General features: G+C 66.1%; 15 protein-coding genes. 11 read left to right on the top strand and 4 right to left on the bottom strand.

Translation table 11 applies throughout. The features are described from left to right. Positions 1-134 precede the first annotated feature (134 nt). The 4 genes from AB0H00_RS12015 (at position 135) to AB0H00_RS12000 (ending at position 2,717) form a co-directional block, all read left to right on the top strand. Positions 135-554, top strand: a complete 420-nt coding sequence (locus AB0H00_RS12015) for an STAS domain-containing protein (RefSeq protein ID WP_357264836.1) — start codon at positions 135-137, stop codon at positions 552-554. 136 nt (positions 555-690) lie between these two features. Continuing rightward, a complete protein-coding gene (locus AB0H00_RS12010; protein WP_357265090.1) occupies positions 691-1,332 on the top strand; it encodes a PAS and ANTAR domain-containing protein in 642 nt (213 codons plus the stop codon). Between the two features lie 178 nt (positions 1,333-1,510). Further along, on the top strand, positions 1,511-1,942 hold the full coding sequence (locus AB0H00_RS12005) for an anti-sigma factor (RefSeq protein WP_357264834.1): 432 nt from the start codon (positions 1,511-1,513) through the stop codon (positions 1,940-1,942). Then, positions 1,932-2,717 (top strand): RNA polymerase sigma factor SigF, encoded by a 786-nt coding sequence (locus AB0H00_RS12000; protein WP_357264832.1) that lies wholly within the window; start codon positions 1,932-1,934, stop codon positions 2,715-2,717. Before AB0H00_RS12005 ends, AB0H00_RS12000 begins: the two co-directional genes overlap by 11 nt. Before the next feature lie 7 nt (positions 2,718-2,724). On the opposite strand, the gene AB0H00_RS11995 is transcribed toward AB0H00_RS12000, so the two are convergent. Continuing rightward, a complete protein-coding gene (locus AB0H00_RS11995) occupies positions 2,725-2,892 on the bottom strand; it encodes a hypothetical protein (RefSeq protein WP_357264830.1) in 168 nt (55 codons plus the stop codon). Between the two features lie 811 nt (positions 2,893-3,703). On the opposite strand from AB0H00_RS11995, the gene AB0H00_RS11990 reads away from it, so the two are divergent. The 7 genes from AB0H00_RS11990 (at position 3,704) to thpD (ending at position 9,759) form a co-directional block, all read left to right on the top strand. Continuing rightward, on the top strand, positions 3,704-3,982 hold the full coding sequence (locus AB0H00_RS11990) for a hypothetical protein (protein WP_357264828.1): 279 nt from the start codon (positions 3,704-3,706) through the stop codon (positions 3,980-3,982). 699 nt (positions 3,983-4,681) lie between these two features. Continuing rightward, positions 4,682-5,392: a response regulator transcription factor gene (locus AB0H00_RS11985; RefSeq protein WP_357264826.1), complete on the top strand. Its 711-nt coding sequence runs from the start codon at positions 4,682-4,684 to the stop codon at positions 5,390-5,392. A gap of 53 nt (positions 5,393-5,445) precedes the next feature. Further along, entirely contained in the window at positions 5,446-6,486 is a 1,041-nt protein-coding gene (locus AB0H00_RS11980; RefSeq protein WP_357264824.1) for a HAMP domain-containing sensor histidine kinase, read from the top strand. A gap of 84 nt (positions 6,487-6,570) precedes the next feature. Next, positions 6,571-7,173: a diaminobutyrate acetyltransferase gene (ectA, locus tag AB0H00_RS11975; RefSeq protein WP_357264822.1), complete on the top strand. Its 603-nt coding sequence runs from the start codon at positions 6,571-6,573 to the stop codon at positions 7,171-7,173. Continuing rightward, complete coding sequence (gene ectB, locus AB0H00_RS11970; RefSeq protein WP_357264820.1) at positions 7,170-8,447, top strand: diaminobutyrate--2-oxoglutarate transaminase; 1,278 nt, start codon at positions 7,170-7,172, stop codon at positions 8,445-8,447. The genes ectA and ectB overlap by 4 nt, the downstream gene beginning before the upstream one ends. Continuing rightward, positions 8,444-8,845: an ectoine synthase gene (locus AB0H00_RS11965; RefSeq protein ID WP_357264818.1), complete on the top strand. Its 402-nt coding sequence runs from the start codon at positions 8,444-8,446 to the stop codon at positions 8,843-8,845. The genes ectB and AB0H00_RS11965 overlap by 4 nt, the downstream gene beginning before the upstream one ends. An 8-nt stretch (positions 8,846-8,853) precedes the next feature. Next, complete coding sequence (thpD, locus tag AB0H00_RS11960; RefSeq protein ID WP_357264816.1) at positions 8,854-9,759, top strand: ectoine hydroxylase; 906 nt, start codon at positions 8,854-8,856, stop codon at positions 9,757-9,759. Positions 9,760-9,879: 120 nt separating this feature from the next. On the opposite strand, the gene erm is transcribed toward thpD, so the two are convergent. The 3 genes from erm to AB0H00_RS11945 all read right to left on the bottom strand — a co-directional run bounded on the left by erm (position 9,880) and on the right by AB0H00_RS11945 (position 15,012). Further along, positions 9,880-10,692, bottom strand: coding sequence for a 23S ribosomal RNA methyltransferase Erm (gene erm, locus AB0H00_RS11955; RefSeq protein ID WP_357264814.1), 813 nt, complete (start codon positions 10,690-10,692; stop codon positions 9,880-9,882). A gap of 483 nt (positions 10,693-11,175) precedes the next feature. Further along, the gene (locus tag AB0H00_RS11950) at positions 11,176-12,456 is read right to left on the bottom strand and encodes a tetratricopeptide repeat protein (RefSeq protein WP_357264812.1); all 1,281 of its coding nucleotides are present in this window, start codon (positions 12,454-12,456) and stop codon (positions 11,176-11,178) included. A gap of 303 nt (positions 12,457-12,759) precedes the next feature. Beyond that, positions 12,760-15,012, bottom strand: coding sequence for a serine/threonine-protein kinase (locus AB0H00_RS11945; RefSeq protein ID WP_357264810.1), 2,253 nt, complete (start codon positions 15,010-15,012; stop codon positions 12,760-12,762). Positions 15,013-15,079: the final 67 nt, after the last annotated feature.

Below are 15,079 nucleotides of genomic sequence, written 5' to 3'. Positions count from 1 at the left end.
TTCGACGCGGAGAGCACGAACCCCGGGCCCGCCGATCGGCGGAAGTAGCGACAACCTCGTTGCGACATCCGTCCGCTGACCGTCGCCCCCGCCGCGTAGGGCTGGAAATCCCCCCTTGTACGGGAGGTTCTGTTATGTCCGCCATTTCTTTGCTCCGGGAGCACGCCGACGGAGTACATCGGAACGGCTCGGGGCCCAAACCCCGCGGGAAGGCCCGATTGTGGGCGCAGCACGTGGACCGCCGCCGGGAATGCGTCGTGGTCCGAGTCGAAGGCGAACTCGACGCCGCGGCCTTCTCCGAGTTCTTCCAGGCGCTCGATCGTGCCGCCGAGTCGGACTGCCACGCGATCGTCGTCGATCTGCGCGCGGCGCGATTCCTCAGTCTGCGGGTCGCGGCGACGCTGGGCGCGGTCAAACAAAACCGAGACGCCCGTGGTGGCCCTGACCTCCGTATCGTGGCCGGACGCCAGGTGATCGAGCGTGCCCTCGAGGTCACCGAGGTCCGCGGGCTGTTTCACCGGTATGCCTCGATGCGGGCCGCTTTGCACGGCTGAGCGGTTCCACAGGAGAGGCACCCCGCCGATGACGTGGCGTGGTGTGCTCGCGTGGCGTGTGGCCACAAAGGATACTGGCGATATGACTGAAAGTGGGTCGCTACCGCCGGAGGACAGCCTGGTGCTGAGCCAGGTGATGAGCCAGGTGATCGGGTTCGGCACGCCGCAGAACGTTGGCGCCTTCCGGTTCTGGTTCGCTGATCGCCGCTGGGAATGGTCCGACGAAGTAGCGGAAATGCACGGCTATGCGCCGGGAAGTATCACGCCGACCACGGACCTTCTGCTGACCCACAAGCATCCCGAAGACCGGGCACAGGTCGCGAGCACGCTGGAGAAGTCCATCGAGAACGCCGAGCCGTTCTCCAGCCGCCACCGGATCATCGACACGGGCGGGCGAGTCCACCATGTGATCGTGGTGGCCGACACTATGAATGATGAGCAGGACCAGGTGGTCGGCACTTCCGGGTACTACATCGACGTCACCGACACGCTCGAAGAGCACCGGCAGGAAGCCCTCGATGACGCGCTCCCGGAGCTGTACGCCACACGAGCGGTGATCGAGCAGGCCAAAGGTGCGCTCATGCTGGTATACGGCATCGGTCCGGAGCAGGCCTTCCGCGTGCTCAGTTGGCGTTCGCAGGAAACCAACGTCAAACTGCGCGCGCTGGCGGAGCGGTTGGTCGCCGATCTGGCGTCACTGGCGGATTCCGCGAGCGGTTTGCGCACCCGATTCGACCATCTACTGCTCACCGCACACGAGCGCGTTCGAAACGGTTGACTTCGGCGGCTCGAAGCGTAGCCGTTTCGAGCATCATGCGGCGGGTACGCCACGGTTTGAGGAAGCCGCGGCCTCTTGTATTCCGATTGCCGCGAGGCGCTGGGCTCGTGTGGTCGGGAACGCGGGGAGCGGTACCCGACCGTCTCCGGTCGGCTGCGAGAACGAGGTGGTGATGGGCATGGGCGAGTGGACTTCCCGATCCTCGACCGAAACGACGACGATCGGCGTACGAGTGCCTGCCCGGTTGGAGCAGCTGACCATGCTGCGCGCCCTGGCCGAAACCGTGGCGCTCATCGCGGATTTCGCGCTCGATGAGGTGACCGACATCCGGCTGGCGCTGGACGAGGTGGCGACGTCCCTCATCCTGGATGCCGTCTCGGAGTCGGCCATCGATTGCAACTTCACCTACGACACCAATCAGATGTTTGTCCACGTCTCCTCGGTCGCCGTCTCGTCATCGGCGGTCAACGGAGGCGGCTTCGGCTGGCACATCGTCCGGACCCTGACTGATTCGATCGCCGCTGCGCAAAGCCCCTACGACGGGATGCTCGGCGGATACCCGACAATCGTGGACTTCAGTTGGGTTCGAGGTGTCGCGGATGACCGCTGAATCGAGATCGCGCGGCGACAGCTACGACAACATAGAGCCCCTGTTCGAGAAGATCGCCGCACTGGAGCCCGATGACCCGCGCCGAGATACCCTGCGATCGGAGTTGATCAGCCGATGCCTGCCGCTGGCGGACCACATCGCTCGGAAATTCTCCGGCCGCGGCGAGAACTTCGATGATCTGTTGCAGGTCGCACGCCTCGGTCTCGTGCAGGCGGCGGACCGGTTCGACGTCACCCGCGGATCGTCGTTCCTGTCTTTCGCGGTGCCGACCATTATGGGTGAGGTGCGTCGGCATTTTCGCGACAACACCTGGGCGGTGCGCGTGCCTCGCCGTGTCAAGGAGATCCAGCTGACCATCGGCGTCACAGTGGAGACACTGTCCCAACGCCTCGGTCGTATGCCGCGAGCCAGGGAGATCGCCGCGGCGTTGGACGTGGACCTGGTCGAAGTAACCCAGGCCCTCATCGCGGGTAACGCCTACCAGTCCTCGTCCATCGACGCAGTCGCGGGTGACGACATCGAGAACGCGCCGTTGCCGCTGCTGGAAAGCCTCGGCGCCGAGGAAACGTCCTACCACGTGGTGGAGGACTACCTTGCGGTCCGGCCGCTGATCGAGGAGCTGCCCGACCGTGAGCGGCAAGTCCTGGTGATGCGGTTCTTCGAATCAATGACGCAAACCCAGATCGCGGACCGCCTCGGCGTCTCCCAGATGCACGTCTCGCGCATTCTGTCCAGAACGTTGAACCAGCTGCGCGAACAGGCGTTGCGGGACTGACGGCCAATCAGGGCCGTTCGACACGATCGGGCGTGTCTGCGTCGTCGTCGGCGGGCGGTTCCGGTTCCCGCCATTGCTCGGCTCGGCTCGATCGGTTGCCACGCAGGGTGCCTTCCAATTCGTGCGCGAGTTGTTCGTCGCGGATCGGTCCGTGCTTGCTGTTGCCTCGTTGCATGACTCCTCCTCAGGGCTGTCGTCCGTCTCGTTCGATGATCTGCCGAAACTCGGCCATCGATATCACCCGATTCCCAGCAGTTGGCGGATGTCCTGCGGCAAGGCAGCACGCGTCTTGCCTGTCAGATCGCCATAGTCGCCTCGTCGAGTAGGGGATCCGGTGGCGCAGGATCCGGTGTCGGCCCCGGCGGCTGCGGCGTCGGGAACGGCTGTCCGGGATCGGGTATCGGTGGCCGCGGCCGCCTTGGTGCCGGCGTTGGGCGTGGCGGGGGCTCCGGAGTCGGCGGGACCGGCCGCGGATCCGGATCGGGCGATACAGGTTCCGGATCGGGGAGTGGCTCGGGCGTGGGGCTCGGCGGTATCGGGTCGGGTATCGGTCCCGGCGGGATCGGGCTCGGATTCGGTGGGACCGGGCGGGTCATGCTGATCTCCTCCTCGCTCTGCGATGTCTCGACGCGACACCGAAGCGGCACGCCGATGACCGAGGTGATCGGCTACAACGGGCAGCAGGCCGACCAAACCTCGGACAGTCGCCCTCGCCGTCCGGGGTACCCGTGCACCCTCATCCGAATCAGCCGCCGGCCCTCAGTGGAGCCGAATCGACAACGACGTTCGGCGGACGGTGAACCGGCCGGTTTGCGCGTCGGTGGCGTGGGGTACGTGAAGGAAAGCCGGACAAACGATGCCAACGGCTCGAGGAGTTCGTCATGAACGACCAGCGACGACCAGGCACCCGAAACCCCAGGTCGGGCAGTTCGAGGTCGCCGAGACACGCAACGGAAATCCCTCCCCCCGCACAGCGGGGGGACCGCATGAACGACACCCGCACGACGACGAGTCATGAGGTGATCCGGCGCTGGGCGGAGCAACGCGGAGCCCGCCCCGCGACCTTGCCCGGCAGTGAGTACAACGGGCGGCTCGGTGTGCTGCGCTTCGATTTCCCCGGGTACGGTGGTGCGGTGCTCCGCACTGTGGACTGGGACGAATGGTTCGCCACGTTCGATGCGCGGCGGTTGCATTTTCGCTACCAGGAACAACGGCCTGATGGGACGCCGAGCAATTTCAATCGGCTCGAGCACCCCGACCGGTGACACCCCTGATCGAGATCGGCCTTACGGCCATGGCGCCGCGCCTCTCGCCCAACCAGTCGGGGGGTACCTACTTCCAGCCATCTGGCACGACGTCACCCAGCACCACCACCCTCTCCTGAACGTGTGCCGCGATCTGCCACCTCCGGGGTCGAACACCCACCTAACGAGAGCTCTGCTGCCCGGCACGACTCGGATGTTCTCGCGGTTCCACCCATGGTTGCCCGCCCCCGCCGCCGAGTGCGCGATCATCGCTCCACCGGTTTATTCGGCGGCGGAGCGCGCCGCTCGGCCTGTGCGATGGCGTGAGACCGGTCACCGGTGCACCTGAATCGACCTCGACTCCGCAGAGAGCGAGTGGGACAATGTTCGGCCTTGAGCCCGGCGTTCGGCGCTGGCGCCGAGCAATGCCCCGCACGGACAGAGACGTTCTGGCCGAATCGAGTTGGGTAGCGACACGGTAGGTCGCGCGGTCACCGAACGGCGAGTCACACCCGACCGTCTTCGGCCCGATCACCGCTCCAACGGCCGTTGGCGTCGCGGTCGGCGGCGGATGAGCGCGGCTGCCCGCCGGGTTTACCGGACGGTATGTTCGGGTAAACGTAATCAGGCAAGATTGCTCGAAAGCGGAATGTCGCGTCGGTATGGGGATGCGATTCTCCGCATATGGCGCGGATCCGCATGTCTGCAAGGGATAAGGTCTTGAGCGCAAACCTGATGATCGTGGAAGACGACGACCGGGTCCGTGGCGCATTACGACTCGCCATGGAAGACGAGGGCTACGACGTCGATGAGGCGGGGGAAGCCGAGGACGCGCTCACCCATCTGCGCAGCAACGGCGTCCCCGATGTGATGATCGTCGACCTGATGCTCGGCGGTATGGACGGATTCGAATGTATCCGGGAGATCCGCCGTGACCACGACGTGCCGATCATCGTGGTCAGCGCCCGCGACGACACCCACGACGTGGTGGCCGCGCTGGAGGCGGGCGCCGACGACTTCGTCACCAAGCCGTTCGAGATCAAGGAGATCACCGCCCGTATGCGCGCGGTGCGCCGTCGCGCACGGATCACCGCCGAGCGCGAGACGCCGCAGGAGATGGTTCTCGACGCCGACGACGCAGCGCCGTTGGTGCTCGCGCAGGACAGCGGTGTGGTCCGGCGCGGCGACGAGGAGATCCGGCTCACACTCACCGAGTTCCGGTTGCTGTGCGAACTGGCGGAGGCGCCAGGCCGGGTACTCAGCCGCACAGTTCTGCTCGAACGGGTGTGGGATCGCGGATTCTTCGGTGACGAGCGCATTGTGGACGTCCATATGCGCAGACTGCGCACCAAGATCGAACGCGATCCGTCCGATCCGCGCATCGTCGTGACGGTGCGCGGCCTTGGCTACCGACTCGATGTTCGGCGCTGAGCTCTCTGGACCGGAAACACTGGAGCCCGAACGCGTGGAGCCTGCGCGGCCGGGTGACCGCCGCGTTCGCGGCGATCGCCGCGCTGATGTCGCTCGTTCTGGTCGTATCGGTGTTCCTCATCAGTCGCAGCTACCTGGAAGCTCAGCGGTCGCACGCGAGCACCGAGCAGTCCGGCGATCTCAATTCCGATCTGGATCTGCTGCGCAATGTGCTGATCGGCTGTGCCATCGTGGTCACGCTGATCGGCGCGGCCGTGGGATGGTGGGCGAGCCGACGCGTGCTGACCCCGCTGCACCAGCTCGCCGGGACGGCGGCACGGATCGCCTCCGGTGATTTGGACCTGCGGCTGTCCTCCACCCCGGATCACGACCTGGCGATCACCGTCGAGTCGTTCAACACGATGGTGGACTCACTGCAGCGTCGTATCGAGCGTGAACACCGGCTCTTCGGCGATGTCAGCCATGAGCTGCGCACGCCGCTGACCACGTTGATGGCCAGCGTCGACGTGCTCAACCGGCACCGCGACGATCTGCCCGAACGCTCGCGGCGCGCGCTCGGCTTGATCACCGACGAGGTCGATCACCTGCGTAGGTTGCTGGACGACCTACTCGCCCTCGCCCGGGTCGAGGCAGGGATGCATCACGGCGACGCCGAGCCGCTGTCTGTGCGCGATCTGCTGACCCATACGTTGGCCGATCGCCGCTATCCCGCGGAGCTGCTCATGGTGACCCAGGACGTCATCGTGCGCGGTCGCAAGCTGGAGTTGGAACGTGCGGTGGCCAACCTGCTGCACAACGCGGACCGGCACGGCGGCGGCGTGGTGGCGGTCACCGCGAGCCGCGACGGCACCGACGCGGTGATCATCGTCGACGACGCCGGTCCTGGTGTGCCGCCCGCAGACCGGCTTCGCATATTCGAACGTTTCGCGACCGCGCGCAGCGGCCGCCGCTCCGCCACCGGCACGGGCATCGGCCTCGCGCTGGTCGCGGAGACCGTCGCCACGCATCGCGGCCACGTCGAATGCACCGAGCGGTCCGGCGGCGGCGCGCGATTCGTTGTGCGCCTGCCCCGGTTGGACGACATGCATCCGTAACACAACCGTAAAGAAGTCGACAGGTTCACCTCAAAGTCGCTTCGCAAGCCTGGATAAGTACTGCTGGCCCGACGAGGGAGTTGTATGTCATCGCCAACCCTGTCCGCAGCGGAGATCGAGCGATCGCGCGTCGAGAGCGCGGCGGCCGCCCTGGGTTCGAACGCGACACCGAAAGACACCGGACCGGCTGTGGTCCTGCGCACCCCCCGCCTGGGCGACGGCGCCCAGATGTGGCGCATCGCCAAGGAATCCGCGGTGCTCGACGCCAACTCGAGCTATGCGTATTTGCTCTGGTGCCGAGATTTCGCGGGAACCTCCGTGGTCGCCGAGCTCAACGGCCGCATCGTGGGATACGTCATCGGATTCGTCCGCCCGCAGGCTCCAGATACCGTCTTCGTCTGGCAGGTCGCGGTGGAGCGCTCGCAGCGCGGCCGCGGTACTGGCGCCGATCTGCTGCACACGTTGCTGAACAGCGTTTCAGCGAAAGGAGTTTCGGTGCTGGAGACGACGATCTCGCCGGACAACACCGCATCCATCGCCATGTTCAGGTCGGTAGCCCGGGTGAGGGAAGCCGCCATCAGCAAGTGCCCCTTGTTCGATGCCGCCGTCTTCCCGGACAGCCATGCACCCGAGGAGCTGTACCGCATCGCACCGACTGCCCGCACCACCGAGGAGGATTACCGATGATCAACGCCGACACCACTGTTTTCGAGAGTCTGGAGTCGAACGTGCGCGGTTACTGCCGCGCTTGGCCCACCGTGTTCACCACCGCGAAGGGTAGCTGGCTGCGCGACGAGGAGGGCAGGGACTACCTCGACTTCTTCGCAGGTGCCGGTGCGCTGAACTACGGCCACAACAACGAGGTGCTCAAGCGCTCGCTGCTGGACTACATCGCCGGTGACGGCATCACGCACGGCCTGGACATGTCGACCGCGGCCAAACGAGAACTGCTGGAGACACTGCGCGACACCCTCTTCACCCCCCGTGGACTGGACTACAAAGTCCAGTTCCCCGGCCCGACCGGCGCCAATGCCGTAGAGGCAGCGCTCAAGCTGGCTCGCAAGATCACCGGCCGCGAGACGATCGTCAGCTTCACCAACGCCTTCCACGGGATGACGCTGGGCGCGTTGTCGGTAACCGGCAACGCGGCCAAACGGGCGGGTGCCGGTGTCCCGTTGGTGCACGCGACGCACATGCCCTACGACGGCTACTTCGATGGCACCACCGCCGACTTCCAGTGGATGGAGAAGGTGCTCGACGACAGCTCGTCCGGCGTCGACCGACCCGCCGCTGTGATCGTGGAGACGGTGCAGGGCGAGGGCGGCGTCAACGTCGCACGCGCCGAGTGGCTGCGCCACCTCGCCGGGCTCTGCGCGGCCCGTGAGATTCTGCTGATCGTCGACGACGTGCAGATGGGCTGCGGCCGCACCGGCCCGTTCTTCTCCTTCGAGGTCGCGGGCATCACCCCCGATATCGTGACGCTGTCGAAGTCGATCGGCGGCTACGGTCTGCCGATGGCGCTGGTGCTGCTCAAGCCCGAACTCGATCAGTGGGCGCCCGGTGAGCACAACGGCACCTTCCGCGGCAACAACCCCGCGTTCGTCACCGCGACGACCGCGCTGCGGCACTTCTGGTCCGATGGCGCCCTCCAGGCCGCGACGCAGGCGAAAGGCGAGCGGATCGAACGCAAACTGAGCGAGCTTGCCGGGTACTTCCCCGGCGTCTCGACCAGAGGACGCGGCCTTGTGCACGGCGTCGTGTTCGATGACCCGTCGCAGGCGAGCAAGGTTTGCCAGATCGCGTTCGAGCGCGGTCTACTGGTGGAGACCTCCGGTTCCACAGACGAGGTGGTGAAGCTGTTGCCGCCATTGACCATCACCGAGCAGGAGCTCGACCAGGGCCTGCACATTCTCACCGGCGCTGTCGACGCCGTGTGTGGTGGCGTGGAGGTGGTCGCGTGATCGTGCGCACCACCGCGGAGATCACCGGCACCGAACGCGACGTGGCGGGAGAGGGGTGGCGCAGCAAGCGCATCGTCCTCGGCGGCGACGGCGTGGGCTTCTCCTTCCACGAGACCACCATCGAAGCAGGCACCGTGCACGAGTTCCACTACCGCTACCACGTGGAGGCGGTGTGGCTCATCGAGGGCGAGGGCACGTTGACCGACCTGGACAACGGCGTCACCTACGAGCTCGTGCCCGGGTCGATGTACCTGCTCGACGGACACGAACGCCACCGGCTCGAGGTGCGCAGCACAATGCGGATGATGTGCGTGTTCAACCCTCCGGTCACAGGGCAGGAGGTTCACGACAGCGACGGCGTCTACCCGCTGGTCGCCACGACGACGATCGGAGGATAAGAACAGTAATGGTTTTGCAGCACACCGACTCTCGACTCGAGACCGCTCGGTTCGATCGCTACCCGACTCGGCTCGGCGTGCCCGCCCCGCATCTGGAGCGCGCCGACCCCGCGGTCTGGGGCACGGTAGACAGCAAGGAGCTGGCCGCGTTCGACACCGATGGCTTCGCCATCATCGACGCGCTGCTGACGCCGGCTGAGGTGGCCGAGTTCAGCGCCGAGATCCACCGGCTCGCGGAGGATCCCGCGCTGCGCGACGACGACCGGCTCATCGTGGAGAAGTCGTCGAACCGGGTGCGCTCGATCTTCGAGGTGCACAAGCTCAGCTCCGCGGTCGCCGAGCTGGCGCGGGAGGAACGCGTCCTCGGGCTGGCCAGACAGGTACTGGGGTCGGAGGTGTATGTGCACCAGAGCCGGGTCAACTACATGCCCGGCTTCCGCGGCACGGGCTTCTACTGGCACTCGGATTTCGAGACTTGGCACGCCGAGGATGGCATGCCTGCGCCGCGCGCGGTGAGCCTGTCCATCGCGCTGACCGACAACTATCCGATCAACGGCAGCCTGATGGTGATGCCCGGCTCGCACCGCACCTTCGTGCCCTGCCTCGGCAGTACCCCGGCCGAGCACTATCGGGAGTCGTTGCAGGAGCAGGAGATCGGCGTGCCGACGACCGAGGACATCACCTCGCTCGCGAAGCAATACGGGATCAGCCAGTTCACCGGTAGGGCCGGGTCGGCGCTGCTGTTCGACTCCAATCTGATGCATGGGTCGTCGAACAACATCACGCCGTTCCCACGCGCGAACATCTTCCTGGTGTTCAACAGTGTGGAGAACACCCTCGTGGAGCCGTTCGCCGCGCCGGCGCCACGGCCCGGATACATCGGCAGCCGCGACTTCACGCCACTCTCGGCGTGACGTGACCGTCCCGGTGTGCGCCCGCCCGACAGGAGCGGGGCCGTGCACCGGGACGATTCGATTGGCGACGCCGGTATCGACAGTGCCGTGGTTCGCCACTGGCCGGCGGGCTGCTTCCGGTCATGCACGCAATGCGCGGTAGAGGGTAGTCCAGCGATCTGGGGAGACGAGGCCGACCGGCTGGTCGTGCGGAATCCCGGCCGCCGCGCAGGCTGCGCGCACGGCGGAGGTGGGGAACTCCCGACGCAGCGACGCCGCCAGGGAGCCGCCGACTCCCGAGAATCCCAGCGCGACCACCCTGCGGTAGTCGCCGATCAGCTCGCGCGGTAGCAGAGGATCGGTGCGTTTGCGCAGGCGCAGAATCGCCGTGTCCACCCGCGGCACCGGATCGAAGCTGTGCCTGCCGATCCGTGCGCCCAATTCGACCGCCACAGTGGGCCAGTGGCCGATGGTGAGTTTGGTCCATCGCCCGTAGTCGCCGGAATGCTTGCGCGCGAACTCCACCTGGGTGAGCAGGGTCGCGGCGGTGAGGTGCCGGGCGGCCAGGCACCAGCGCACGATGTCGGTCGTGATGGCGAACGGCACGTTGGCTATGACGGCAAACGGTTCCCTCGGTGCGCGCACCGTGCGAAAATCTTGGTGGAACAGACGTATTCGTGGATTATTCGCATATCTTCCGCTCAGCAGGGTTACGTAGTGCGGGTCCTTCTCGTAGGCGAGGATCCGGCCTGCCACACCCAGTAGCTGCCTGGTCAGCATGCCGTCGCCGGGGCCGATCTCCAGCACGAGGTCTTCGGTGGTGACGCCGGACGCGTGCACGATCAGATGTGCGGCGCGCGCATCGGTGAGGAAGTTCTGGGACAGCCGCTTTCGCGTGCTCGTAGTGCGGACATGGCTGTCGCGGGCACGCGAAAAGGAATGGTGGCGGGACATGAGTGTCCTCCGAACGGAGTGGTCGAATCAGGAAAGTTGATTCGCCCGGACCTACTCCAGGGCACAACGCGTCAGACGGCCGCTATCGGCCGCCTGCGCGGATTTCGATCAGCCGGATCAGGAAATCGAAGCGATACGGTGCGCCGGCAGAGCCCGGGCCTCTGTACGCAGTCGGATGAAGTACGCGCCGACCGCGCACGCCCCGTTCACACCTGAACTGCCACCCATATTCCGAAACGTACAAGATGCCCCCATCCCCTGGCGAATTCTTTTTCGCACACTCCACCGGCCGCCGACAGCCCGTGTTGATCTGACACGCGATGGCAGGGTGGCCGAACCCGTCGCGGCTAGGTTCGAGACCGAGAGCGCGCGCACCCTGACGTTGCGCGTGCCCGCTGGCCGAGGTACGGAGTGTCAGTACGTCGATTCGTGGTCGTCCTCAGTGATCGAATCGGCTCGGCCCACATCGGAATTGGGGCGGAATCAGCCGGATGTCGGCTGTCTGACCACGTCGACGGCTTGCCCCTCGGCCGCGTACCTCCGCCAGGCCATGGCCTCGTCGTGGTTGCCCTGCTGGTCGAGCAGTTCAGCGAGTCCGGCCATCGCACGAGGCTCACGGCGGTCGGCGGCGGCGCGCCACCAGTGTTCGGCCCCGACCGGATCACCACGCCGGTATCGGACCATGCCGAGTTCGTAGGCGGCGACCGCATGCCCGGCCTCGGCGGCTTGTGTCCAGAGCCCGCACGCCTGTTCCTCCTCGCCGCGGCTCTGCATGGCGGCGCCCAGGTCGTAAAGGGCGCTTCGATAGCCAGGGTCGCCCGACTGTCCAGAGTCGGCCTCGGGCCGAGGGATATCGGCGGCGTACTTTTCGCTGGACCGAGGCCTCGAGACCGAAGCGGTTCGGGTGTCGGAGACCTGCGGGGTCGGCGCAGAGCGCTGGGTATCAATGGCGGGCTGCGCAGTCCGTGACGACTGCATGTTCGTGAAAATTGTGCCGGCCCGTCGGGCGGAGGTGTCTTGCGCCGCTTGCCCGTTCACGGGTCGATCGCCGTTCGTGGCCGATAGCGGGTTGGAAGGAGGTCGGCCGGTGGGCGAGGAGGGTGCGTCTGGCGGCGGGCCCGCGTCGATACGGGAAACGGGCATCGTCGGTGCGGTGGGCGGACCGGCCGAGGAAGGGGACTGACTGGAGGGCGTGCTCGTGGTGGCGATCGGTGTCGTGGCGGGCGCGCTCGGGATCGATTCGTTCGGTGTGACAACCGCGGGAGCGGTATGCACCTCCACGACGAGGTTCGCGAAGTTCGGCGGTCCCTCCCCGATGCTGCACCACAGGACGATTCGACCGTCGGGCTGGTGCTCGATCACGATGCCGTAGTTGCCGACCCAGGACTTCTGGGTCCCGAATTCGTCCACCCATACGGGGGTGAGTGTCACCAGCGTGCCCGGCGCTGTCGGCGTCACGTCGAAGCTGACACCCGTAGTGAGTGCATCGCTCCATGCGTCGACCCCGGCGAGCGAGCGTCCGTGCAGATCCACGTAGCCCTCGACAACGGACAGGCCCATTCCCAACCCGCGCAGTCCGGCGGGCGGCGCTGCGGACAGCAACGTCACGGTGACGGTAGTGGGCGCGGGCCCCACCTGCTCGGTGTACATGGGGTAAACCATGCTGCCGTGCCAGACGATGGGTTCGGCGCTCTGATAACGGGCGGCGAGGGGTAACTCCTCGGACGAGTTCCGCGCAGCCCACGATGAATATGGCTTGTTCATTGTCGTGCCTGCGCGCCTCTCGCTCGATCCGTGCTGGCCCCCCGCGCTGTGGTGTGGGATATACCGTACTAGCCGCGCATTACGACTGTGCCTCAATCCTGGACGTCCCGTTACGTCACGACTGGACATCGATAGCGAGCAGTTCACCGGCGGATTCCCCGCCAACGGCGAGGGATTCAATGCCTGCGTCAGCCGCCGCTCCTCCCAACGGAAGTGGGATTCCAGAATCACGGTCAAAGCCCGCCCTCTACTTGGGGTCGTCACGCGACACCTCCTCGACCTTGCGCGCCGAACTTCCGGCGATCAAGCCCCGCGGGCGGCTATGCGTTCCAGCGCGGCGAGGTCCTTTTCGAGTATCCGGAACAGCCAATACACGCCGACGAAAGCCAGTGCACTGCCGATGCAGAGTAGCCGCAGCGTCACGATGACGGCGGCAATGTCCTGTGGCGGAATGAAGGTCGCGCCCGCGACGCCCAGCAGTGGCACCGCTGCGGCGGCGGCCAGGAAGTATGTGCTGCGTACCTCGAGTTGCCGCAGGCGGTGTGCATCTTGGGCGCCGAGTCCGCCGTGCGGGATGAACATGGGATACAGCGACCGCACCGCGTAGAAGTTGACCAGGAAGTAGGGATAGGCCATCGCAACGCCACACACGATTTGAGTGATGAAGAAGTAAACGTAGGACTCGCCGGCGATATTGTTGCCGGTCGCCTCCATTATCACGGGGACCACCACGCCTGTGAGCGCCCACAACGCACAGCAGGTCAACACGGTGCGTTTGCCGAGCCGTAGCGTGCCAGCCCTGGCTCGGGCGAGGGTTTCCGCGTCATAGGACCGGCCCTTGCGCAGGCCACGCGCGATCGACCAAAGTCTGGCGACCAGTATGTTGATGACGACGAAGCCGATTAGAAAGCCGACCCCATAGGTTGCGAGCGTGATCTGCTCGAAGCGGTGTTGGGCCTGAACGTCGAGTTTGTCGATGATCAAACTGCGATTGTGGTTGTAGTTGTAGAGGATCGCGAGCGCATTCGGTATGGCGATGGCCAGCGCCATGATCGGGTGCATCAGCATGCGGGCGCGCAGGCGCCAGCTTGTCGGCGGAGGGTCGACGAGGTCGCGGGCGCGGGCGTCGAGGCAGACTTGCAGCTGCTGGGCCATGTCGGCACCTCGCGACCAGCGGTTTTCTGGCTCGGGCTCGAGCGCCCGAACGAGGGCGCGCTGCAACGCCTCTGGGCAATCCGGGGGGAGATCCGCATAAGGCAGCGCCTGAGAGCTACGAGGTCGGCGGCGCTTCAACATTCCTTCCAGGGTGGCACGGTCCCCGCCGGTCACGGCATCGTCGTCGAACGGCTTGCGTCCGGTGAGCAATTCCCACAGCACGACGGCCAGGGCGTAGAGATCACTGCGAGTATCGAGATCCTGGGCCGTAATCGGCAGGTTGGGGTGCAGCGCGGCGAGCTGCTCTGGTGACATGTACGCCAGCGAACCGCCGAAGTAGGCGACGGGGTTGTCGCCGGAGACGTTACCGCTGAAACTGATGTTGAAGTCGGCCAGCTTAGGGACGCCATCCGCGGTGAGCAGGACATTGGCCGGTTTGACGTCGCGGTGCAGCACGCCAGCGTTGCCTGCGTAGTCGAGCGCCTCGGCGAGCCGGCGCCCGAGCCAGGCGACGGTCTCCGGCCAGGACAACTCGGCCAGCTCCGCCCGCTGTGGCGAGTCGGTGGGCTGGATCTCGCCCTTCGCGGCAAGCACATGGTCGATCACCTCGAGCAGCATCGTGCCACTGCGCTGAGCCTGTGGCGTAGCACGGACGCGCTGAAGCACAGTGAACAGCGTGCCACCAGGCACGTACTGCATGTAGAGCAGGCGCAACTTCCGGCTCTCCAGCACCCGCTGGTCGAAGACCCGCACGATATAGTCGTGGTCGAGCTGGGCCAGCGTCTGTGGCTCAGTGCCACTGTCGCGGGAGATCTTCACCGCGACCAACCGCTGCATCGACCGTTGCCTGGCCAAGAAGACCCGGGCGAAGCTGCCTCGTCCGAGACCGGTCATCAGGTCGAAGTCATCGATCTTCTGTCCGACGGCGAGGTCATTGAGGTTCGTCGGCTCAGCCGGGGCCGTCATCACCGTGCTGTGGTAGTCGTCGGTGGCGAGCATCTCCGAGAGCTCGTCGCCCTGCTCGGGGTAGGCCGCGGTGTACTCGTCGACCGCGACCGAGCTACCCGACTGCTTGCGGACGTGGAATTCCTCGTAGATCAGATCTGGCGGTAGCGGCCAGGTACGCAATTCCGGCAGTTCCTCGACGTAATCGGCCAGCCGCTTCGGCGCTTTGCCGAGCCCCCACCGGTTGGCCAGGTCCACCTTGATCAATTCGATCAGCGACACGCGCCGGATCGCGGGGGAATCCGGCAGGTAAGCGGCCAGCTTCGGCGGTGTAGCCGCCGTACGCCACGCGTCGGCAAAGCGCTCCACTACGTCGGCGACCCGGGTGACCCGCGTTTTTCCGGGCGGGCGGTCGGATTCGGCCGCCGCCTCCGGACCCGGGGCAGGGCGCACCATAACATCATCCTATCGCTGCCGCCGGGCCGAGACCGACGGTGGGCCACGGAAATCTCAGTCCGGCGGC

Origin of the sequence: Nocardia sp. NPDC023852 (assembly GCF_040639505.1) — a bacterium.
In the GTDB taxonomy this organism is placed as follows: Bacteria; Actinomycetota; Actinomycetes; order Mycobacteriales; family Mycobacteriaceae; genus Nocardia.
The sequence above is the reverse complement of the archived record's forward strand: the minus strand, read 5'-3'. Positions and strand labels throughout refer to the sequence as shown.